The sequence below is a fragment of the Allobosea sp. FW305-C-101 genome (assembly GCF_058783685.1).
Map to the genome: position 1 here is coordinate 294,321 of NZ_JBYSYT010000002.1, position 19,669 is coordinate 313,989.

Sequence of the window (19,669 nt, forward strand, 5' to 3'; positions counted from 1 at the left end):
CCGCCGGCCCCAATTTCTGGATCAACCCGCTAAGGACGGACGTTTCACGTGCAGGTTCTCGTTCGCGACAACAATGTCGATCAGGCGCTCCGCGCCCTCAAGAAGAAGATGCAGCGTGAGGGCATCTTCCGTGAGATGAAGCTTCGTGGCCATTACGAGAAGCCTTCCGAGAAGAAGGCGCGTGAGTCGGCCGAAGCCGTGCGCCGCGCCCGCAAGCTCCAGCGCAAGAAGCTCCAGCGCGAAGGCCTCCTGCCCGCGCCGGTGAAGCCCAAGCGCCCCTGAAACCCTTCGGGCGGCCCCAACGGGCCGCCAGGATAGGGCCGATAGCGTTTCGCGCCTGGAGCCCGCTCCGGGCGCGTTGTCTTTTCTACGGCGTTAACCAAGTTTTGGCGGGTTTCGGGCGTTTTCTCTGGCAAGGCGCTGTCGGTTGGGAGCGCGATCACGCCGCGACGGCCGCAAGGCCGGCATCCCCGAATTCGGGGCCTCGCGGCAGGCGAAGCACGAAACCGATGAGGCAGAGCATGATCCGAGGCAGTAACTGGTTGGCCGCAGCCGGCATGGCGCTGGCGCTCGCGGGGTGCGACACGGTCTCCAACCTCGGCTCACAGCCCGCCGTCGCCGAGCTCGACACGCGCGACAGCGCCGATGCCAGCGTCAATATCGGCTCGCTCAGCGAGGTCATCTCGCGCAATCCGAATGATCCCAACGCCTACAACACGCGTGGCGCGGCTTATGCCCGCGTCGGCCGCTTCTCGGATGCGATCTCGGATTTCACCAAGGCGATCCAGATCGACCCGAACCTCGCCTCCGCCTACACGAATCGCGGCCTGGCACTGCGCCAGAGTGGCCGGGCCGATTCGGCGCTCGCCGATTTCAACCGTGCCACCACCGCCAACCCGAACTATGCGCCGGCCTATATCGCGCGGGCCAACCTGCTGCGCCAGCAGGGCAACAGCCAGCAGGCGCTGGGCGATCTCAACACCGCGATCCGGCTCAACCCCGAATCGGCGGAAGCCTTCCATGCCCGCGGCCTCGTCTATCAGAAGGAAGGCCAGCACCAGCACGCCGTCACCGATTTCGACTCGGTGATCGACCGCAATCCCTATACCGCCCCGCCCTATATCGCGCGCGGCCAGAGCCTGAACGTCCTCGGCAAATACGATGCCGCGCAGGAGGACTTCACCGCCGCGCTCAATGTCGATAACCGCAATGCCGATGCCTGGGCCGGCCGCGGCTTTGCCTTCGAGAAGCTCGGCAAGAAGGCGGAAGCCTCGGAAGCCTATCAACGCGCGCTGGCGATCGACGGCAACAATGCCCAGGCCCGCGCCGGCTCCTCCCGGCTCGGCGGCGGTGGCGTCGGCGGCTTCTTCCGCAGCTGACGGGATCGGGGGCGCCGTCAGGGACGAGCGCCTGCTCCCTCCCCGATCGCACGGCTCTCCGCTCCCGCGATGCTCCCCGACGCGACCTCGGCCAGGAAACGCCGGATCTCCCCGATCGAGCCGTATCGCGGCAGGTCGGAATGCCGCCCGGCCGGAAAGCGCAGGAAGCGCTTGGGCGCGTTCGCGAGCTCATAGAGCTGCTGCCCCTGGGCGAAGGGAATGACCTGGTCGCGCTCGCCATGCAGCACCAGCAGCGGCGCCTTGACCCGGCCGATGACCGCATCCGAGTGGAACTGGTCCTTCATCAGCAGGCTGAGCGGCAGGTACGGATAGGTCCCTTGCGCCACCGACAGCGTCGAGCGGTAAGGCGCCTCCAGCACCACCGCCTGCAACGGCACTTCGGCGGCGAGCTTCAGCACGACGCCGGTGCCCAGCGACTCGCCGTAGCCGATCAGGTTGCCGGCCCCGAAGCGCGCGGCCGCAACCCCATAGGCCGCCCGCGCATCCTGCAGCAGCCCCTCCTCGCTCGGCGTACCCGAGGAGCCACCATAGCCGCGATAGCTGACGGCGAAGAGCCCGGTGCCATCCTCCGTGAGCCCGCGGAAGCGCTCGATCCGCCCTGGCCGCCCGAGATTGCCGGAATTGCCGTGGAAATAGAGCACGACCGGCTTGCCCGCGCGCGGCGGCACCACCCAGGCGACGAGCCGCTCGCCATCGGCCGTGGCGACGCTGACCTCCTCGGCGGCGGCCAATTCGGCCGAGGCGATGTCGGCTTTCGCCGGATCGCGCGGAAACACGAGCTCGCGCTGGCGCATGTAGAGCGTGCCGAGCACCGCCAGATAGGCCGTAAAGCCCACCAGCAACACCAGTTTCAGCAGACGCATGATCATCGCGCGGCACATGTTCCGAAAACGAAAGGGCCGGCGATAAAGCCGGCCCTTTACAGCAATCCGATGACGGGACGGTGCCCGCTCAGTGAGCCATCGCCTTGACGATCTCGTCGGTGACCTTCTTGGCGTCGCCGAAGAGCATCATGGTGTTGGGGCGGAAGAACAGCTCGTTCTCGACGCCGGCATAGCCCGCCGCCATGCCGCGCTTGATGAAGAGCACGGTCTTGGCCTTCTCGACGTCGAGGATCGGCATGCCGTAGATCGGCGAGGACTTGTCGGTCTTGGCGGCCGGGTTGGTGACGTCGTTAGCGCCGATGACGAAGGCGACGTCGGCCTGGCCGAATTCCGAGTTGATGTCCTCGAGCTCGAAGACCTCGTCATAGGGCACGTTGGCCTCGGCCAGCAGCACGTTCATATGGCCGGGCATGCGGCCCGCGACCGGATGGATGGCGTATTTGACCTCGACGCCTTCCTTCTTGAGCAGGTCGGCCATCTCGCGCAGCGTGTGCTGCGCCTGCGCCACCGCCATGCCGTAGCCCGGCACGATGATGACCTTGCCGGCGTTCTTCATGATGTAGGCGGCGTCGTCCGACGAGCCCTGCTTGACCGGACGGGCCTCGACCGCGCCGCCCGCGCCGGCTGCGGCATCGTCGCCGCCGAAGCCGCCGAGGATTACGGAGATGAAGCTCCGGTTCATCGCCTTGCACATGATGTAGGACAGGATCGCGCCCGACGAGCCGACCAGCGCGCCGGTGATGATCAGCGCCATGTTGCCGAGCGTGAAGCCGATGCCGGCGGCAGCCCAGCCGGAATAGGAGTTCAGCATCGAGACGACGACCGGCATGTCGGCGCCGCCGATCGGGATGATCAGCAGCACGCCGAGCACCAGCGAGACCGCGACGATCAGCCAGAAGACGGTGTGGCTCTCGCTCTTGATGAAGATCGCGAGCAGCACCACGAGCGCGATGCCGAGCCCGATATTGATGCCGTGGCGCTGCGGCAGCATGATCGGCTTGCCGCTCATGCGCCCGTCGAGCTTGAGGAAGGCGATGATCGAGCCGGTGAAGGTGATCGCGCCGATCGCGACGCCGAGCGCCATCTCGAACAGGCTGGCGCCCTTGATCGAGCCGACACGGCCGATGTTGAAAGCCTCAGGCGCATAGAGCGCGGCAGCCGCCACCAGCACGGCGGCGAGGCCGACCAGCGAGTGGAAGAAGGCGACGAGCTGCGGCATCTGCGTCATCTGCACGCGCTTGGCCATCACGGCGCCGATGCCGCCGCCGATCGCGATGCCGAGAAGCACGAGCAGCCAGCCGGAGAAGCCGGACGGCGGGAAGAACACCACGGTCGTGACGATGGCGATCGCCATGCCGATCATGCCGTAGCGGTTGCCCTGTCGCGAGGTCGTCGGGTGCGACAGGCCGCGCAGGGCCATGATGAAGAGGACGCCGGAGACGACGTAGAGCAGGGCTGAGAGGTTCGCGGCCATGGCGATCAGCCCTTCTTCTTGTACATCGCGAGCATGCGCTCGGTGACGAGGAAGCCGCCGAAGATATTCACCGAGGCGAGTATCAGCGCGAGGAAGCCGAAGACCTTGGCCCAGATCGGCCCGTCACCGAGCGCGGGCAGGGCTTCGACGCCGACGGCCAGCAAGGCGCCGACGACGATGACCGAGGAGATCGCGTTAGTGACCGACATCAGCGGCGTGTGCAGGGCCGGCGTCACCGACCAGACGACGTAGTAGCCGACGAAGACGGCGAGCACGAAGATCGCGAGGCGGAAGACCGTCGGGTCGACGCCGCCGGTCGCGATGCTGGCCGCGGCCGCGGCCTGGTCGGCATAGCGCTCCGCGAGTTCGGCTGCCTGTTTGGCGAGGGCCGCCGCGTTGCGCGCCTGTTCGAGAGCCTGTTCGGTGGAGGGAGTTGCCATGGTCGGAATTCCTTACGCTCAGGCCTTCGGCGCGAAATTCGGATGGATGACGGCGCCGTCCTTCGTCAGGGCGGTCGCCTTGACCAGCTCGTCGTCCCAGTTCACCGCTAGCTTCTTCTCGGCCTTGTCGATCAGCGTCTCGACGAAGGCGAAGAGGTTCTTGGCGTAGAGCGCCGACGAGGTCGCAGGCAGGCGGCCCGGCACGTTGAGATGGCCGACGATCTTGACGCCGTTATCCGTCGTCACGACCTCGCCCGCCTTGGCCAGTTCGCAATTGCCGCCGCGCTCGACCGCGAGGTCGACGATCACGGAACCGGGCTTCATGCTCTCGACCATCGCCGCCGTGATCAGCTTCGGCGCCGGACGGCCCGGGATCAGCGCGGTGGTGATGACGATGTCCTGCTTGGCGATGTGGCTGGCGGTGAGTTCCGCCTGCTTTGCCTGGTATTCCTTGGACATCTCCTTGGCGTAGCCGCCGGCGGTCTGCGCCTGCTTGAACTCCTCGTCCTCGACGGCGAGGAATTTTGCGCCGAGCGATTCGACCTGTTCCTTGGTGGCGGGACGCACGTCGGTCGCGGTCACGATGGCGCCCATGCGGCGCGCGGTGGCGATCGCCTGCAGGCCGGCGACGCCGACGCCCATGATGAAGATCTTCGCGGCCGGCACCGTGCCCGCCGCCGTCATCATCATCGGCAGCGCCCGGCCGTACTCGGCGGCGCCGTCGATCACGGCGCGATAGCCGGCGAGATTGGCCTGCGAGGACAGAACGTCCATCACCTGCGCACGGGTGATGCGCGGCATGAACTCCATCGCGAAGGCGGCGACATTGGCCTTGGCCAGGGCCTGGACCTGCGCCTCGTTGCCGTAAGGGTCCATCGTCGCGATGACGAGCGCACCGGCCGGCAGGCCAGCGATCTCACCCTCGGACGGGCGGCGCACCTTCAGCACGATCGCCGCGCCGGCGAGCGCTTCCGCCGCCGTTTTGGCGAGCGTTGCCCCTGCCGCCTCATACTCCGCATCGAGGATGCCGGAGGCTTTGCCTGCCCCGGTCTCGACCACGACCTCGGCACCGAGGCCCTTGAACTTGCGGACGGTCTCCGGCGTCGCTGCGACGCGGGTTTCCGCCCCTTGCGTTTCGGCTGGGACAGCAATGCGCATGGCGGGGGCAGGCCTTTCCGGCGTTATGGGGAGACGGTCAGAGCAGGAGCAGCGCGAGCAGCATCAGGACGAGCGCGACGAGCGGCGCACGCCAACCGACCGACGGGGCGGCGATACCAACGCCGGTCCCGAGGACGGCAAGCAGCGTGCCGATCAGCGCCGTGCCCCAGGCATGCTTCGTGCCACCGACGGCGAGCGCCGCGACGATGGCAAGGCAGGCGACCGTTCCGACCTCGGCGAAATGAATGAACCCGGTATAGGTCCGCTCGTGCTCGGGATAGTCCATCGCGGGAGCGTCGGCGTGATGGGCGTGGTCGGCCATGGTCTCGATCCTGAAAAAGACACAGTCTCTCTAAGCCTGTAGCGCACCCGCGACGCACGGGCAACGCGGCAGCGTGCTGCAACCGTGGAGCGTGGCGCGGCCACACCGCACTCATCCTCTTTAGCGGCGATATCGAAGCGATTCAATCGATTTAGATAGAAGGATATTCTCTCGTTGCCGCTGTTTTTGAAGCGATTAACGCCAGTCCGCATCGACGGCAGCGTCACCTCGCAAATCCGCCTATACTGGATCGTCGAACGGAGACACCGGTGGGCGATCCGACCAAGCAAGCTGCGAAAGATCACCTGACGGACCTCGGCCCTGCCCTGCGCGAGAAGGCGAAGCGCTGGTTCGCCGAGGCGCGTGAGCAGACGAAGCGCGATGACGAGGATATCGCGCGATGGCGCCACACCTCCGGTGGCGGTGACGGCGGAAGCGCGGGCTTCGGCGACGACTGTGGCGGAGGCGATGACGGCGGGGGTGGGGGCGACTGAGCGACGCGAGGCTAGGACTTCAAGCCCGCCGCGACCAAAGCCGCGCCCTGTCGCTCGGCAACGCGCTCAACCGAAAACCCCTCGATTTCCGCCTCGAACAACCGGTGGAAGTTCAATTCGGCGTCGAGATGCAGGAAGACGCCGCCGAGCCCGATCGCGGCGCGGTCCATGAACACGAACTCGCGCGGCACCGTCACCGGCCCGCGCGCCTTCAGGGCCTGATGCACCTGGAAGGCCTGCTTGCGCCCGTATTCGGCCGGACTGACATCCTCGGCGATCCGCCTCACCCGATCCTCCAGCAGCGGCCCGTAGATGAATCGCGCCCAGATGTTCAGGGTATCGACGAGCTCCTTGGTCAGGCCCTTGAAGCCCCAGGTCTGGTAGGCATGGACGACGCGGGCCTCCTCGCCGTCGCGCAGGCCCTTGTAGAGATCGACCACGCCGCCGACGAAGCTCTCCGGGAAGATCCGGATGCAGCCATAGTCGAGCAGGTTGATTCCCTGCGGCTCGCCGCCCTCCGAGAACACGGTGTAGTTCCCGAGATGCGGATCGCCGTGGATGACGCCGTGATGGCTGAACGGACGCCACCACGCCTTGAACATCGCGGTCGAGATCCGGTCGCGCACCGTCTGCCCGTCCTGCTTGTGCGAGAGGATCGGGCTGCCGTCGAGCCAATGCATCGTCAGCAGCCGCCGGGTCGACAATCCCGGCTCCAGCGCCGGCACGCGCACCTCCGGCGTATCCGACAGGATAGCCCGATAGAGCGCGGCATGCTTGGCCTCGCGCTTATAGTCGAGTTCCTCACGGACCCGGGCACCGATCTCCTTGGCGATCTCGGTCGTGTCGATCACCGCGCCCATGCGCCGGTGCAGCGAGAACAGCACCTCGAGCTGCGCGATATCGGCTTCCACCGCCGATTCCATGTCGGGATATTGCAGCTTGCAGGCGAGCGCCGCGCCGTCGAGCGTCGTCGCGCGATGCACTTGCCCCAGCGAGGCCGCTGCCGCCGGCTTCAAATCGAACTCGCCGAAGCGCTCGCGCCAGCTGGCGCCGAGCTCGGCCATCATCCGGCGCTTGACGAAAGCCGCGCCCATCGGTGGCGCCTGCGATTGCAGCTTCTGCAACTCGGCGGCGTATTCCGGCGGCACGACATCGGGAATGGTAGCGACGAGCTGCGCCACCTTCATGATCGGGCCCTTCAGGCCGCCCAGCGCCTTGGCCAGCGCCTCGGCATTGGTGGCGTCGCGCCCCTCGACGCCGAACAGCCGCGCCCCCGCGATCCGGGCCGCGACCCCGCCGACATTGGCGCCGACGCGGGCATAGCGCGCCGCACGGGCTGAGAATCGGTTGGCTTCGGCGTCGCGTTCGGACATGCGGATAGTGCTTTCGCTGTTCCTGCCCACCTCATGTAGGCACCGGCAGGCCCCACGCCAATGCGACAAGCCGCGCTAGGCTTCTTGCCCCGCCAGCAGGCAGATGCGCCGCGCCACCTCGTAGGAGGTCTCGAAAGCCGGCAGCGGCAGGAACTCGAAGCGCGAGTGGAAATTATGCGCGCCGGTGAAGAAATTCGGCGTCGGCAGGCCGCGCGCCGAGAGCGCCGCCCCGTCCGTGCCGCCGCGCATCGGGATCAGCTTCGGCGCGATCTGCAACTCTGCCAGCGCCGCCATCAGCAAGTCGACCGAGCGCCGGTCCTCGCCCAGGCTGTCGGCGATATTGCCGTAGACATCGTTGACCTCCGACGTGACGCGCCCGGTCGGATAGCGCCGGGCGATCTCCGCCGCGACCTCGCCGATCCGGCGCTTGCGTGCCGCAAAGGACGTCTTGTCGAAATCCCGGATATTAGCCCTGAGCACCGCCTCGGCCGGCGTGGCGACGAGTTCGAGAAACCAGGTGTAGCCCTCGCGGCCAGCCGTGTTCTCCGGCGTCTGCGCCCGGTCGAAAGCGGCCATATAGTCCTGCGCCATCAGGATCGGGTTCACCAGAACGCCCTTCGCCGACATCGGATGGGCGGTGACGCCGGTGAAGACGATCTCGGCCATGGCGGCGTTGAAATTCTCCCAGACGACCTCGCCGACTTCGCAGCTGTCGATCGTATAGGCGAAATCGCAGTCGAACCGGGCGAGATCAAGCGCCTTGGCGCCGCGCAGGCCGATCTCCTCGTCCGGCACGAAAGCGACGAGGATGTCGCCATGCTCGTCCTCGGGACGCAGCTCCGCCAGCAGCGTCATCACGATCGCGACCGCCGCCTTGTTGTCGGCGCCGAGCACGCTGGTGCCGTCGCTGAAGACGATCTCGCTGCCCATGTAGGGAGCGATCTCGGGATGCTCGGCGACGCGCAGCCAGATGTCCTTCTCCGCATTGAGGCAGAGATCCTCGCCCTCGAATCGCAGCACCTGCGCCTTGATCACCGGCGACAGTCCGACATCGACCGTATCGACATGGGCGATGAAGCCGATGCGCGGCGCGCCGGGCTTGGTGCCGCGTTTCAGCGCCGTCACCGTGGCATGGTCGTCGATGACGACATTCTCCAGCCCGAGCGCACGCAGCTCCTCCGCGAGCAGTTCGGCCAGAGCCTGCTGGCCCGGCGTGCTCGGCAGGCTCGTCGCCTTCATGTCGCTCTGGCTCTCGATCGCGACATAGCGCAGGAACCGTTCGAGCAGTTTGTCGCGCAGGCTCACAGCGCTTCTCCCTTCGCCTGTCGCGTCAGCCACCCCCGCACCTCGGCCGCGCTGGCAGGCTTCCCGCCGGCGGCCTCGACCAGGCGGACCGTGTCCGCGATCAATTCACGATTCGTCTTGTCGCAGCCGAAAGGCGCATCCTCCAGCCCGCCGCGGACATGGACGCCCCGCGCCACGGCCGGGCCGATGAGATCGCGGAGATCGACGCCGAGCCCGGCGATCATCACCGGTGCCTCCGGCGCATCCTCGGCCAGCAGCCTGAGATGCGCCTCCAGCGCCCATTCGCGCGGCGGAAAACCCCAGGCGAAGGCCTCCGAGAACATCAGCCGGTAGATCGGCATCGGCATGCCCGGATAGGCCTTGGCCAAAGCCGCGCCGAGCCTTGTGAAGCCGGGCTCGTAGGTCGCATAGCTCGGATGGACCTTGTGACGTTCAGCCACCGCCATCCCCTCGCGGATATGCTCGCCCGGATTCTGATAGATGAAGCCGGCCTCGCCTTGCGGGATGCCGGCGAAGGTCGTCCAGTTGCAGGAGCCGGGATCGAGCACGCCCCATTCGGCCAAGCCACGCTTCGCCAGCTCTTCGAGATGGGTGTAGCGGCCCGACCCGACCATGTCGCCGGCATAGCCCGAGCCGAGGATCGGGATCGTCGGATAGACGATGGCGTCGACCCTGGCCCGAATGCCCTCGATCGCCTGCGCATAGAGTTCCCAGTCGTCGCGCTGGCGCCCGGTCGCCATATCGTAGACATGCAGATGCACGATCGCCGCACCCGCCTCCACGGCCGCGATGCCATCCGCGACGATATCGGGAATGCTGATGGGAATGCCGGGCTGGCGCTCTTGGCCCCAGGGACCGTTGATCGCGGCCTCGACCCAGATCGGCTTGGTCATGCCGGCATGTCCTTCGGCCAGTTGTCGCGGATCCAGCGCGTCAGCCCGTCCTCGTCGACCTCGCCTGCCGCAAGTGCGAGGATCGCGGCGGCAGCATCCGCCTGCGACGGCGCGAAGGCGACGCCATTGAGGCGCAGAAACGTCATCATCGCGAGGAAGGCGACGCGCTTGTTGCCGTCGATGAAAGGATGATTGCGCGCGATCGCGAAGGCATAGGAGGCCGCTAGCGCTGCAAGATCGGTCTCGCCATAGGCGAAGCGATTGATCGGGCGCGCGAGCGCCGATTCGAGCAGGCCCGCGTCACGAATGCCGTCAGGCCCGCCGAAGAGGACGAGCTGCTCGGAATGGATGTCGCAGACCGACTCGAACGGAAGCCAGAGCGGCTCCGTCACTTGGCAAGCTCTCGCAACGTCCCGGCATAGTCCTTCATGGCCTTCCGTGCGATCGCCATCGCACGCGCATGAATATTGTCATGCCGCTGCAACTTGAGAGCTCCTTCAGGCTGCCGGACTAACTCGAGCTTGTCGCCCTCGCTGAACCCGAGTTGCGCCAGCAACTCCTTCGGCAGAATCAGTCCCAGAGAATTGCCGATCTTGCGAATCTGCAGGACAGTCGCCTCGGTCTCCTCGACCTTCTTCAGCTCGCTCATCGCCTCAACCCTCCATGTTCTACAAAATGTATAACATGGGACGGGCACCGCGGCGACTCCTCCCCTTCCGCCAGGATGCCCTTCTTCCCACACCGGATGCGTCTGCCCGCCGCTTGCCAGTTCCGGTCATCGCACGCCTAATCGGGCCTCTGCGAACAGGCCGAGGCCAGACATGCTCGAACGCGGCACCACCTATGACGACACGCTGCGACGCTTCGCCTGGCGCATCCCGGAGCGCTTCAATATCGGCACGGCCTGCTCGGATGCCCATGCGGACGGCTCAGGCAGACCGGCGCTGATCTTCGAGGAGGACGGGGGTAAGGTCGCGACGCTCTCCTTCGACGATCTCGCCCGCGCCTCGAACCGCTTCGCCAACCTCCTCGCCCATCACGGCATCGGGCCGGGCGAGCGCGTCGGCATCCTCCTGCCGCAATCGCCGCAGACCGCGATCGCTCATCTCGGTGCCTATAAGCTGGGCGCGATCGCCCTGCCGCTCTTCATCCTGTTCGGTCCCGAGGCGCTGGAGCATCGCCTCGGCCATAGCGGCGCCAGCGTGCTCGTCACCGACGCGGAGAATATCGGCAAGGTCGAGGCAATCCGCGACGCCCTGCCGAACCTGCGGAAGATCTTCGTCGTCGGCGACGCCGTCCATCTCGACTTCGAGGCGGAGATGGCGAAGGCCTCCGACCGCTTCGCCGCCGCCGACACGCGCGCCGATGATCCCGCCGTGATCATCTACACCTCCGGCACGACGGGTAAGCCGAAGGGCGCGCTGCATGCCCACCGCGTCCTGCTCGGCCATCTGCCGGGCGTTCAATTGCCGCAGGAATTCTTCCCGCAGCCGGGCGATGTGTTCTGGACGCCGGCCGACTGGGCCTGGATCGGCGGCCTGCTCGATGTGCTCCTGCCCAGCCTCTATTGCGGCGTGCCGGTACTCGCCTCCCGCGCTCGCAAATTCGATCCCGAAGCCGCCTTCGCGCTGATGGCACGGCACAAGGTCCGCAACGCCTTCCTGCCGCCGACCGCGCTCAAGCTGATGCGGCAGGTCGTCAATCCCAAGCGCTTCGGTTACGAGATGCGCTCGATCGGCACCGGCGGCGAGACGCTCGGCGCCGACATGCTCGACTGGAGCCGCGAGACCTTCGGCTTCCCGGTCAACGAGTTCTACGGCCAGACCGAGGCGAACCTCCTCGTCGCCAATTGCGCGAGCCTCTATCCCGTGAAGCCGGGCTCGATGGGCCGCGCCGTGCCCGGCCATCGCGTCACGGTGATCTCGCCCGAAGGCCAGGAACTGCCTGATGGCGAGCAGGGCCTGATCGCCGTCGCCAGACCCGACCCCGTGATGATGCTGGAATACTGGAACCAGCCCGAGGCCACGGCGGCGAAGTTCATCGGCGACTGGCTCGTCACCGGCGATAGCGGCTCCCGCGACGAGGAGGGCTATTTCTGGTTTCAGGGTCGCGACGACGACATCATCTCCTCGGGCTCCTACCGCATCGGGCCGGGCGATATCGAGGACTGCATCATCCGCCACCCGGCTGTGCTGATGGTCGCGGTGGTCGGCGTGCCCGATCCCGTCCGCACCGAGATCGTCAAGGCCTTCGTCCTGCCGAAGCCGGATGTCACGCCGACGGCCGAGCTGGCGAAGGAAATCCAGGCCTTCGTGCGCGACCGGCTGGCGGCCTACCAGTATCCGCGCGAGGTCGAGTTCGTAACGGAGCTGCCGCTGACCGCAACCGGCAAGATCATGCGCAAGGATCTGCGCAACCGGGAGATCGCGAAGCAGCGGGGCGGTTGACGCTTCGCGGCCTCAGCGCGCCTCCAGCACCAGCTCGAAGGTCATCAGCACCGGGTTGTCGCCGCGCTTCAGGCGCCCGCTCGCCAGCGCGCCGCTATAGTCGACCAGCGCGACATCGATTGCCGCCTCGAATCCGCCCGCACCACACACGATCCGCCCGTCCGTGATCGCAACCTCGGTCGCAAAATTCTCGACCACGCCGCCATCCCTGAACCGCGCGCCGATGGTCGAGCCGACGCCGCCATGGATCACCGCCTCGCGGATGCCGCGCTCTACGCAGAACGCTTCCAGCGTGCCGCAGAAATCGACATTCGGCTTCACGCGCAGCGCGAAGAACCGCCCTGCCCCGGCACCACCTGATCCGGCGGACACCGGCCCGAACAGCTTGAAATGCGTCTCGCTATCCGGCTCGGCCGTGAACACCGCGCCGTCGAGCCCGACCGCCTGCAGCGTGATCGTCTCGGCGACCATGGTCTCGTCCGGCAGGATATGCCCGCCGCTGCGCTTGCGGTCCCCTTCCACCCACAGCGCATGAGCATGGAAGAACGGCGCGCCATCGCGCTGGCCGAAGGTCATCGCGCCGACCTCGATCCGCGCGCCGCCTTCCGGCCGGAACGTCTCGCTGTAGAAGGCCGCATGCTCGGGCGTCTTCGACAGCGCCGGCATCACATAGGCGAAGGGCGAGAGCCGGAGCCCGTCGAGCTTCACCACGCCCGAGGCGAAACCCGCAGCCGCAAAACCGCTCCTGACCGCCTCCAGCAACAGCACACCGGCCGGCAGTGTCAGCGAGAAGGCGCGCCCGCCGCATTCCACCCACTGGATACGCTCGGGCGTGCCGGTGCCGGGCTGCTGGATGCGCCTCACGACGTCTTCCCCTTCAGGACATCGAGCTCGCCGCGCTTTTCCAGCTCGTCCTTGACGAGGCGCTTCGGCACCTTGCCATAGCCCGATTTCGGCAAGGCATCCCAGAACAGGAAGCGCTTCGGCATCTTGTAGCGGGCGATCTTCGGCCCGAGGAAATCCGCGATCTCGGCTTCGGTCGCGTTCTGGCCCGGCCGGTTGACGCAGACGGCAATGCCGATCTCGCCCCAGACCGGATCGGGCACGCCGAGCACGGCGACCTCGGCGATCGCGGGATGGGTCAGGATCTTCTCTTCGATCTCGCGCGGGTAGATGTTCGAGCCGCCGGAGATATACATGTCCGAGGCGCGGCCGGTGATGTAGACGAAGCCCTGTTCGTCCATATGGCCGAGATCGCCAGTGCGGAACCAGCCATTGCGGAAGGATTTCGCATTGGCTTCCGGGTTGTCGTAATAGCCGGCGAAGACGGCAGGCCCGATCACGCAGATCTCGCCCTGCACACCCGGCTCGACCTCTTTTCCCTCATCGTCCTGGATCTGCACCTGCATGCCCGTGCGCTCGAAACCGCAGGTGCCAATACGGGCATTCGGGCCGTCCTCGGCCTCGTGCAGGGCCGGCGGCAGCACGGTGATGTTGCCGGTGACCTCGCCCAGCCCGAAATACTGCACGATCACCTTGCCGAGCTTTTTCAGCGCCGCCTTCTGGTCCTCGCGATACATCGGCGCGCCCGCATAGATGATGTAGCGCAGGCTCGAATGATCATGCTGGTCGACGGCAGGATGCTCGACCAGCATCTTCAGGATCGTCGGCACGGTGAAGATGTTGCTGACGCGGTGCTTCGCGATCAGCCGGTAGGCCTCGTCGATATCGAAGCGCTCGGTCGGCAGCAGGATCGAGGTCGCGCCGCGCGCCGAGATCATTAGCTGGTGCACGCCCGCGCCATGCGAGAGCGGCGCCACGACCAGCGAGGCGTCGGCTTCGGTCGAGCCGGGCACGAGGTCGCAGAGATGGTTGGTGATGACGAAGCCCATCTGGCCATGCGTCAGCACCGCGGCCTTCGAGCGCCCGGTCGTGCCCGACGTGAAGAAGAACCAGCAGGGATCGTCATGCTCCACCGCGGCGTTCTCGACGCGCTCGCCGCGATGGCGCGCTATCACGGCGCCGACCTCGTCCTCGCCGACAGCGGCATCCCCGATCCGCCAGATGAACTCGGGCGCCGGGCTCGCGGCAGCAACCGCCGCCGCATGCTCCGGGAAATCGCCATGGCAGAGGAAGCCCTTCGCGCCGGAAGCCGTGGCGAGATAGGCGACCTCGTCGGGCAGCAGGCGGAAATTCGTCGGCACCCAGACGGCGCCCAGCCGGAAGGTCGCGAACATCGATATGAACATCGCGTCGCAGTTCTTGGAATGGACCAGCAGGCGGTCGCCCTTGCCGATACCGCGCGCCCGCAGGCCTGCCGCGAGAGCCGAGGCTTGCGCATCGATCTCGGCCCAGTCGAGGACCTTCTCGCCCCAGATGAAGGCGGGATGCGTAGGCAGGCGCCGTGCATTCTGCGTCGCGATATGGGCGAGGTTCATCACGCGCCGGGTCATCGGCACGACGCCCCCGGTCGGGGTTGTGGTTGCAGAGCTCATTTTGCGGCTCTCCCTGTCTCGATGGATCGCGGGGCGGCAGGCGCGGTCGGCCGCGCAGCCCCTTTGGATACGAACATCTGCTTGAGCAGCGCTTCCAGCCGCTCGGCCTCGCGGGCCAACGGCACCGCAACCTCCGCTTGCCGGCCGGGCGTCATCCGGCTGTCGATCGCCGCGATGGACAACGCGCCCGCGACGCGCCCGTCGGGATAACGGAAGGCCCGCCCGATGCCCCATGAGCTGGCGACGAGCCGGCCGGGATTGAGCGAAAAGCCGCGGGCGCGCGTCGCCGCGATATCGACCCGCAAAGCCTCGGGTGCGAAGCCTGGATAGCGCGCCAGCAGCGCCGCTTCATTGGCCGCAATCACCCGGTCCACATCGTCGTCAGGCAGCGCCGCCAGCATGGCGAGCGAGCCCGCGCCGACGCCGAGCGGATGCTGGTCGCCGGCCTGCAAGGCATGGGTGCGCACCGGATAGGTCCCCTCCTCCCGGTGCAGGCAGATCGCGTAATTCTCGCGCCGAACCGTGAGGAAGCTCGTATCCTGCGTCTCGGCCGAAAGCCGCCTCAGGCCGTCCATCGCGATCTCAAGCAGGCCGTGGCGACGCGCCGCCAGCACGCCGAGCACGAAGGCCTCTTCGCCCAGGCAATAGCGCCGCGTCAGCGGCTCCTGCTCGACGAGCCCCGCCCGCATCAAGGCCATGAGCAGGCGCCGCGTCGTCGGCTTGTTGAGGCCGCTGCCGGAGACGATCTCGCCGAGCGGCAAGCCTTCGGCCGGCTCCCGCCCGATCAGCGAGAGCAGCCCAAGAGCGCGGTCGACGCTCTGCGAGCCGGACAACCCGGCTTCCGGCACGGAATTCTGCGGCAAGCGCTCCTCCAGATGGTCCATGATATGGACCTTATTCTTATCTCCCAACCGTAGATGGGCGCTTTGCGGATTGCAATGCCGCCCCCCTCGTGTAATCTGCGGCCCGTCCCGCTGCCCGGCTATTCACAGTGTGGACCGCAATCGACGCCGACGACACACAAGATCGGCGCGAAGGGAGGAACGGAACGATGGCCCTAAGGGCTCCACACAGCACGGGTGCAGTGCGCCTGACGACCGGCATCTGAGGCCACCGCATGGTCGATGTCGTCGATACGCTGCATATCCCAGAGAACCTGAGCGAGAACGAGGGCGCGCGCCCCGGCTCCGCCATCATGCGCCCGGTCGAGATCGTCGCAGCGACACTCGTCGCCTTCATCATCGGCGTGCTGCTGCTCGGCGTGATCTCGCGCTACGTCTTCTCGCTGCCCTTCGTCTGGGTCGACGAGGTCGCCTCGATTTGCTTCATCTGGCTCGCCATGCTCGGCGCCGCCATCGCCGTCGATCGCAATGAGCATCTGCGCCTGACGCTTTTCGTCGGCATGATGCCGCCGCGTCTGCGCGAATTCGTCGAGACGCTGGCACTCATCGCCGTTGCCGCCTTCCTGGCGGCGATGGTCTACCCGGCCATCGATTACGCGGTGGAAGAGAGCTACGTCACCTCGGCCGCGCTCAACATTCCCGTCAGCTGGCGGGTCTCGGCGATTGCGGTCGGCATCGCGCTGATGCTGCTCTTGACGATCCGCTATGCCTTCAAGACCGGGCGTCTCGCGGATATCGCGGCCTCGGCTCTGATCATCGGCGGGTTCGGCCTCGCCTTCTGGCTGCTGGGGCCGACGCTGAAGACCCTCGGCTACTACAATATCCTGATCTTCCTGGTCTGCGTCGTCGCCGCCTGCCTCGTTGCCGGCGTTCCGATCGCCTTCTGCTTCGGGCTGGGTACGCTCGCCTTCCTCGCCTTCTCGACCAATGTCCCGATGATCGTGATGATCGGACGGATGGACGAGGGCATGTCGAGCCTCATCCTGCTCTCGGTACCGATCTTCGTGCTGCTCGGCTGCATCCTCGACGCCACCGGCATGGGCAAGGCGATCGTCGATTTCCTGGCCTCCCTGCTCGGCCATGTCCGCGCCGGCATGTCCTATGTCCTGCTCGGCTCGCTCTATCTCGTCTCGGGCATCTCGGGCTCCAAGGTCTCGGACATGGCGACGGTCGCGCCCGCGCTCTTCCCGGAGATGAAGCGCCGCGGCTACAAGCCCAAGGACCTGATCGCGCTGCTCTCCACCGGCGCGGCGATGGCAGACACCGTACCGCCCTCGATCGTGCTGATCGTGCTCGGCTCCGTCGCCGGCGTCTCGATCGCCGGCCTGTTCAATGCCGGCTTCGTCATCGCCGGCGTGCTGCTCGTCGCGCTCGCCGGCCTTGCCCGCTGGAAGGCGGCGGCGGAGGACATGAAGGGCGTGCGCCGCGCGCCACTCGCGGTGATCGGCAAGGTCGCGCTCGTCGCGGCCCCGGCGCTGGTCCTGCCCTTCATCATCCGTGCCGCGGTCGGCGGCGGCGTCGCGACCGCGACCGAGGTCTCGACCATCGCGGTGCTCTATGCGCTGGTCATCGGCATCGTGCTCTATGGCGGCATCAGCCCGCGCAAGTTCTACCAGATGCTGGTCGAGACGGCGGCGCTTTCCGGGGCGATCCTGGTCATTCTCGGCACGGCGCTCGCCATGGCCTGGGCGCTGACCCAGACCGGCTTCGCCCGCGACCTCGCGGTCTTCATGGCGAACCTGCCCGGCGGCTGGCTCTCCTTCATGGCGGTGACCATCGTCGTCTTCATGATCCTCGGCTGCGTGCTGGAAGGCCTGCCGGCGATCGTGCTGATGGCGCCATTGATGTTCCCGATCGCCAAGAATCTCGGCATCAACGACGTGCACTATTCGATGGTCGTGGTCACCGCGATGAATATCGGCCTGATGGCGCCGCCGATCGGCATCGGCTTCTACATCGCCTGCAAGATCGGCAACGTCTCGCCCGACGAGGCGATGGGCGCGATCTGGCCCTATCTCATCGCCCTGATCGTCGGCCTCATCGTCATCGCCCTCGTGCCCGGTCTCTCGACTTGGGTGCTGTGAAGCTCACAACAAGAAACCAGACAATCCCCGAGGAGAAACGCTCATGACCATTTCGCGCCGTACATTGCTCCAGGCTTCGGCCGCCGCCTCCGCGCTCGGTACCTTCCATATCGGCCGCGCCAATGCCCAGGCCGCCGAATTCACCTACAAATACGCCAACAACCTGCCCGTCGCGCACCCGCTGAACGCCCGCGCCAACGAGGCGGTGGCGAAGATCAAGCAAGAGACCAACGGCCGGGTCGACATCCAGATCTTCCCAAACAACCAGCTCGGCTCCGACACCGACATGCTGAGCCAGGTGCGCTCGGGCGGCGTCGAGTTCTTCACGCTCTCGCCGCTGATCCTCTCGACGCTCGTCGCCAACGCCTCTCTCTCCGGCATCGGCTTCGCCTTCCCGAACTACGACGCGGTCTGGAAGGCGATGGATGGCGAGCTCGGGACCTATGTCCGCGGCCAGATCGGCAAGGCCAATCTCGTCGTCATGGACAAGATCTGGGACAACGGCTTCCGCCAGATCACCTCGTCAAAGGGCCCGATCAACACGCCCGAGGATCTCAAGGGCTTCAAGATCCGCGTGCCGGTCTCGCCGCTCTGGACCTCGATGTTCACCGCCTTCCAGTCGGCCCCGGCCTCGATCAACTTCGCCGAGGTCTACACCGCGCTGCAGACCAAGGTCGTCGACGGCCAGGAGAACCCGCTCGCGATCATCGCGACGGCCAAGCTCTTCGAGGTGCAGAAGTACCTCTCGCTGACCAACCACATGTGGGACGGCTTCTGGTTCCTGGCCAACCGTCGCGCCTGGGAGCGCCTGCCGGAAGACCTGCGCGCCATCGTCGCCAAGAACATCAATGCCGCTGCGCTCCTGGAGCGCGAGGACGTCGCCAAGCTCAATGCCGGCCTGCAGGGCGAGCTCGCCTCGAAGGGCATGACCATCAACGAGACCAAGGCCGACGCCTTCCGCGATGCCCTGCGCAAGGCCGGCTTCTACGCCGAATGGAAGAAGAAGTACGGCGATGAGGCCTGGGCGATCCTGGAGAAGGCCGTCGGCAGCTCGCTGAGCTGATCGACAGCCACCCTCATCATCGGGCGCCGGACACGACCATAAGGCGCGGGGAACCCTCTCCTTACAGGAGAGGAAATCCCGCGCCCTTCTCGTCCCTCATCGAAAGAACACCACATGGCCGACCGGCTGAAGGGCAAGATCGCCATCGTCTTCGGCGCCGGCTCCTCCGGCCCCGGCTGGGGCAACGGCAAGGCCGCGGCCGTCGCTTATGCTCGCGAGGGCGCCGGCGTCGCCTGCATCGACCTCAACCGCGATGCCGCTGAAGAGACCGCCGCGATCATCGCCGGCGAGGGCGGCAAGGCTCTCGCCCTCGCCGCCAATGTCACCGACCTCGCCTCGGTCGAGGCCTGCGTCGCCGCGACCGTCCGGCATTTCGGCCGCATCGACATCCTCCACAACAATGTCGGCGTCACCCATATGGGCGGCCCGGTCGAATTGTCGGAGGAGCAGTTCAACGCCTCGCTCCAGCTCAATCTCGGCTCGGTCTATCGCTGTGCCAAGGCCGTCATTCCGGAGATGCTGAAGGCCGGCGGCGGCGCCATCGTCAACATCTCGTCTCTCGCCGCCATCCGCTGGACCGGCTACCCGTACTTCGCCTATTACGCGACGAAGGCGGCTGTGAACCAGGCGACGGTCGCGCTCGCGATGCAATACGCAAGGCAGGGCATCCGCGCGAACTGCATCATGCCCGGCCTGATCGACACCCCGCTGATCTACAAGCAGATCTCTTCGCAATACGCCTCGGTCGAGGAAATGGTCGCCGCCCGCGACGCGCAGGTTCCGATGGGCAAGATGGGCACCGCCTGGGACATCGCCAACGCCGCGATCTTCCTCGCTTCCGACGAGGCGAAGTTCGTCACGGGCGTCTGCCTGCCGGTCGATGGCGGCCAGAGCTGCACCGCCGGCTTGCCGGGGTAGTCCATTGTCGAGCGTTC

At 66.7% G+C, this 19,669-nt stretch carries 20 protein-coding genes; 7 read left to right on the top strand and 13 right to left on the bottom strand.

Annotated elements, in window-relative coordinates:
- The first annotated feature begins 48 nt into the window (after positions 1-48).
- Positions 49-282 carry a 30S ribosomal protein S21 gene (gene rpsU / locus AC3WMA_RS08940; protein ID WP_076438761.1) on the top strand — a complete coding sequence of 78 codons (234 nt, stop codon included), beginning with the start codon at positions 49-51 and terminating at the stop codon, positions 280-282.
- Between the two features lie 239 nt (positions 283-521).
- Positions 522-1,379 (top strand): tetratricopeptide repeat protein, encoded by an 858-nt coding sequence (locus tag AC3WMA_RS08945; protein ID WP_492285039.1) that lies wholly within the window; start codon positions 522-524, stop codon positions 1,377-1,379.
- A 17-nt stretch (positions 1,380-1,396) separates the two neighbouring features.
- Here the strand turns inward: AC3WMA_RS08945 and AC3WMA_RS08950 are convergent, their stop codons facing one another.
- The 5 genes from AC3WMA_RS08950 to AC3WMA_RS08970 all read right to left on the bottom strand — a co-directional run bounded on the left by AC3WMA_RS08950 (position 1,397) and on the right by AC3WMA_RS08970 (position 5,678).
- Positions 1,397-2,263 (bottom strand): alpha/beta hydrolase, encoded by an 867-nt coding sequence (locus AC3WMA_RS08950; RefSeq protein ID WP_492285040.1) that lies wholly within the window; start codon positions 2,261-2,263, stop codon positions 1,397-1,399.
- 88 nt (positions 2,264-2,351) lie between these two features.
- A complete protein-coding gene (locus AC3WMA_RS08955) occupies positions 2,352-3,758 on the bottom strand; it encodes an NAD(P)(+) transhydrogenase (Re/Si-specific) subunit beta (RefSeq protein WP_257731133.1) in 1,407 nt (468 codons plus the stop codon).
- A gap of 5 nt (positions 3,759-3,763) precedes the next feature.
- Positions 3,764-4,198, bottom strand: a complete 435-nt coding sequence (locus AC3WMA_RS08960) for an NAD(P) transhydrogenase subunit alpha part 2 (RefSeq protein ID WP_257731132.1) — start codon at positions 4,196-4,198, stop codon at positions 3,764-3,766.
- Between the two features lie 18 nt (positions 4,199-4,216).
- The gene (locus AC3WMA_RS08965) at positions 4,217-5,356 is read right to left on the bottom strand and encodes a Re/Si-specific NAD(P)(+) transhydrogenase subunit alpha (RefSeq protein ID WP_492285041.1); all 1,140 of its coding nucleotides are present in this window, start codon (positions 5,354-5,356) and stop codon (positions 4,217-4,219) included.
- Positions 5,357-5,393: 37 nt separating this feature from the next.
- Complete coding sequence (locus tag AC3WMA_RS08970; protein ID WP_492285042.1) at positions 5,394-5,678, bottom strand: aa3-type cytochrome c oxidase subunit IV; 285 nt, start codon at positions 5,676-5,678, stop codon at positions 5,394-5,396.
- 269 nt (positions 5,679-5,947) lie between these two features.
- On the opposite strand from AC3WMA_RS08970, the gene AC3WMA_RS08975 reads away from it, so the two are divergent.
- The gene (locus AC3WMA_RS08975) at positions 5,948-6,172 is read left to right on the top strand and encodes a hypothetical protein (RefSeq protein ID WP_492285043.1); all 225 of its coding nucleotides are present in this window, start codon (positions 5,948-5,950) and stop codon (positions 6,170-6,172) included.
- An 11-nt stretch (positions 6,173-6,183) separates the two neighbouring features.
- Here AC3WMA_RS08975 and AC3WMA_RS08980 read toward each other — a convergent pair whose 3' ends face one another.
- The 5 genes from AC3WMA_RS08980 to AC3WMA_RS09000 form a co-directional block, all read right to left on the bottom strand.
- Entirely contained in the window at positions 6,184-7,545 is a 1,362-nt protein-coding gene (locus tag AC3WMA_RS08980) for an ABC1 kinase family protein (protein ID WP_492285044.1), read from the bottom strand.
- Positions 7,546-7,620: 75 nt separating this feature from the next.
- Positions 7,621-8,850: a peptidase T gene (gene pepT, locus AC3WMA_RS08985; RefSeq protein ID WP_492285045.1), complete on the bottom strand. Its 1,230-nt coding sequence runs from the start codon at positions 8,848-8,850 to the stop codon at positions 7,621-7,623.
- A complete protein-coding gene (locus AC3WMA_RS08990) occupies positions 8,847-9,743 on the bottom strand; it encodes a beta-keto acid cleavage family enzyme (protein ID WP_492285046.1) in 897 nt (298 codons plus the stop codon). Before AC3WMA_RS08990 ends, pepT begins: the two co-directional genes overlap by 4 nt.
- On the bottom strand, positions 9,740-10,135 hold the full coding sequence (locus tag AC3WMA_RS08995; protein ID WP_492285047.1) for a type II toxin-antitoxin system death-on-curing family toxin: 396 nt from the start codon (positions 10,133-10,135) through the stop codon (positions 9,740-9,742). The genes AC3WMA_RS08990 and AC3WMA_RS08995 overlap by 4 nt, the downstream gene beginning before the upstream one ends.
- Positions 10,132-10,392 carry an AbrB/MazE/SpoVT family DNA-binding domain-containing protein gene (locus AC3WMA_RS09000; protein ID WP_492285048.1) on the bottom strand — a complete coding sequence of 87 codons (261 nt, stop codon included), beginning with the start codon at positions 10,390-10,392 and terminating at the stop codon, positions 10,132-10,134. The genes AC3WMA_RS08995 and AC3WMA_RS09000 overlap by 4 nt, the downstream gene beginning before the upstream one ends.
- A 172-nt stretch (positions 10,393-10,564) precedes the next feature.
- On the opposite strand from AC3WMA_RS09000, the gene AC3WMA_RS09005 reads away from it, so the two are divergent.
- Positions 10,565-12,190, top strand: coding sequence for an acyl-CoA synthetase (locus AC3WMA_RS09005; RefSeq protein ID WP_492285049.1), 1,626 nt, complete (start codon positions 10,565-10,567; stop codon positions 12,188-12,190).
- A 12-nt stretch (positions 12,191-12,202) separates the two neighbouring features.
- Here the strand turns inward: AC3WMA_RS09005 and AC3WMA_RS09010 are convergent, their stop codons facing one another.
- Genes AC3WMA_RS09010 through AC3WMA_RS09020 form a run of 3 tightly spaced genes read right to left on the bottom strand, consistent with a single transcriptional unit; the run spans position 12,203 to position 15,569 of the window.
- On the bottom strand, positions 12,203-13,054 hold the full coding sequence (locus AC3WMA_RS09010) for a PCC domain-containing protein (protein ID WP_492285050.1): 852 nt from the start codon (positions 13,052-13,054) through the stop codon (positions 12,203-12,205).
- Positions 13,051-14,685 carry an acyl-CoA synthetase gene (locus AC3WMA_RS09015; RefSeq protein WP_492285051.1) on the bottom strand — a complete coding sequence of 545 codons (1,635 nt, stop codon included), beginning with the start codon at positions 14,683-14,685 and terminating at the stop codon, positions 13,051-13,053. The genes AC3WMA_RS09010 and AC3WMA_RS09015 overlap by 4 nt, the downstream gene beginning before the upstream one ends.
- A complete protein-coding gene (locus AC3WMA_RS09020; RefSeq protein ID WP_492285052.1) occupies positions 14,682-15,569 on the bottom strand; it encodes an IclR family transcriptional regulator in 888 nt (295 codons plus the stop codon). The genes AC3WMA_RS09015 and AC3WMA_RS09020 overlap by 4 nt, the downstream gene beginning before the upstream one ends.
- A 233-nt stretch (positions 15,570-15,802) precedes the next feature.
- Between AC3WMA_RS09020 and AC3WMA_RS09025 the strand changes: the two genes are divergently transcribed.
- From AC3WMA_RS09025 to AC3WMA_RS09035, 3 genes are all read left to right on the top strand, one after another.
- Complete coding sequence (locus AC3WMA_RS09025; protein WP_492285053.1) at positions 15,803-17,671, top strand: TRAP transporter large permease; 1,869 nt, start codon at positions 15,803-15,805, stop codon at positions 17,669-17,671.
- Positions 17,672-17,714: 43 nt separating this feature from the next.
- Positions 17,715-18,734, top strand: coding sequence for a TRAP transporter substrate-binding protein (locus AC3WMA_RS09030; RefSeq protein WP_492285054.1), 1,020 nt, complete (start codon positions 17,715-17,717; stop codon positions 18,732-18,734).
- A 114-nt stretch (positions 18,735-18,848) separates the two neighbouring features.
- A complete protein-coding gene (locus AC3WMA_RS09035) occupies positions 18,849-19,652 on the top strand; it encodes an SDR family NAD(P)-dependent oxidoreductase (RefSeq protein ID WP_492285055.1) in 804 nt (267 codons plus the stop codon).
- Positions 19,653-19,669 lie beyond the last annotated feature (17 nt).